2 protein-coding genes are annotated in these 1,459 nt (G+C 61.1%); both read left to right on the forward strand.

What is annotated here, in order from left to right; genetic code table 11:
- Positions 1–320 precede the first annotated feature (320 nt).
- Positions 321–1,241, forward strand: a complete 921-nt coding sequence (ku, locus tag F759_RS0135550; RefSeq protein ID WP_027803923.1) for a non-homologous end joining protein Ku — start codon at positions 321–323, stop codon at positions 1,239–1,241.
- Between the two features lie 14 nt (positions 1,242–1,255).
- A partial coding sequence (locus F759_RS41895; RefSeq protein WP_244439008.1) for a MerR family transcriptional regulator occupies positions 1,256–1,459 on the forward strand: 204 nt, incomplete at its 3' end.

Consider the following 1,459-nt stretch of genomic DNA (forward strand, 5'->3'; position numbering starts at 1 on the left):
CCCTTGCCTGAACGGGTTGGAGGAAAATGCTCGCCTTCGACGCAGGTGACCTCGAATTCCGGGCCGCCTCCGCCCTCCTTCACTACCTTGTAAATCCCGGATGTCTTCACGGTCTCGCCGGGTTTATGCTGTTCAGCCATACGACCTCCTTTTTCGTGGCGTCTCCGTCGCCGAAGGAAGTGCTGAGCCTGCGCAGTGGGTACGCATACTGCTCGTTGCTGCGCTAGTCGCCGGCGCGGCGAGCCGCCAACTGCAGCGCACGCTCCGCAACGGCGTAAGCGAACGCCAAACGCCGCTATTCTGTCTATCGGGAGACGCAAATGCCTGCCCGCTCGATTGCATCGTTGTCCCTCTCATTCGGCCTCGTGTCTATTCCTGTGCGGCTGTATTCCGCGACGAACGCGTCGGAAAATATCACCTTTAACCTGCTCGGCCCGCACGGCTCGCGGGTGCAGCAGCAGTATGTGTCCAAGGCGACTGGAGAAGTCGTCGAGCGCGCCGACATGCAGAAGGGCTATGAATTTGAGAAGGACAGGTTCGTGGTGTTCACAAAGGACGAGTTGAAGGCGCTGAAGGAGAGCCCCAGCCACATCGTCGAGATACTGGCGTTCCTTCCCGACAGATCCATTGACCCGGTGTTCTACGACAAGGCCTATTTCATCGCGCCGGACAAGCGCGGCGGCAAGCCCTACAGCCTGCTGAAACGTGCGCTTCTCGAAAGCTCGCGCTGTTCACTTGCAAGCTGGAACTGGAAAGGCAAAACGCACATGGTTCAAGTCCGCGCAACGAACGACGGGCTCGTTTTCCAGCAACTCCTCTGGGGCGACGCCGTCCGGTCGCTGAAAGACCTCAACGTTGAGGAGGCGCCGGTCACGGACAAAGAACTGCAGCTCGCGCTGAAGATCATTGAACAGGCGGAAGCCGATAGCTACGACCCGAGCCAGTACGAGGACAAGGAGAAAAAACGCGTGCTCGAAGCGATCGACGCAAAGATCGCGGGCAAGCAGATCGTGACGCCCCAGGAAGAGTCGGCCGCCGACAGCGGACAGGTCATCGACCTGATGGAAGCCCTTCGTGCCAGTCTCGCGAGGAACGCGAAACGGAGCCCTTCTCCCCCGCGCGCCAAGACGTCCCCCGCGCCAGTGCAGGAACTGCTCGCGAAGCCGCGTAAAACAGTGAAACGGGCGGAGAAAGCGACTGAGCCGGCGGCAGCGCCTGCGAAAACCCGTGCGCGGCGGTGACGGGCAGGCCCGCCGTGCAGACATTTTCGTTCAGGGACGTGCAGGCGCTTCTGGGCGTCTCGCGCCGCGTACTCAGAAGTCTCATCGACGTCGGGTTTGTGCAGCCATCGTGCACCGCACGCAACCACCTGCGCTTCAGCTTCCGGGACGTTGTGCTGCTCCGGACCGCACTTAAGCTTCGCACATCGCGAATTCCATCGCGTCGCATCCTCAAAGCC

It is taken from the genome of Paraburkholderia dilworthii (assembly GCF_000472525.1).
In the GTDB taxonomy this organism is placed as follows: Bacteria; Pseudomonadota; Gammaproteobacteria; order Burkholderiales; family Burkholderiaceae; genus Paraburkholderia; species Paraburkholderia dilworthii.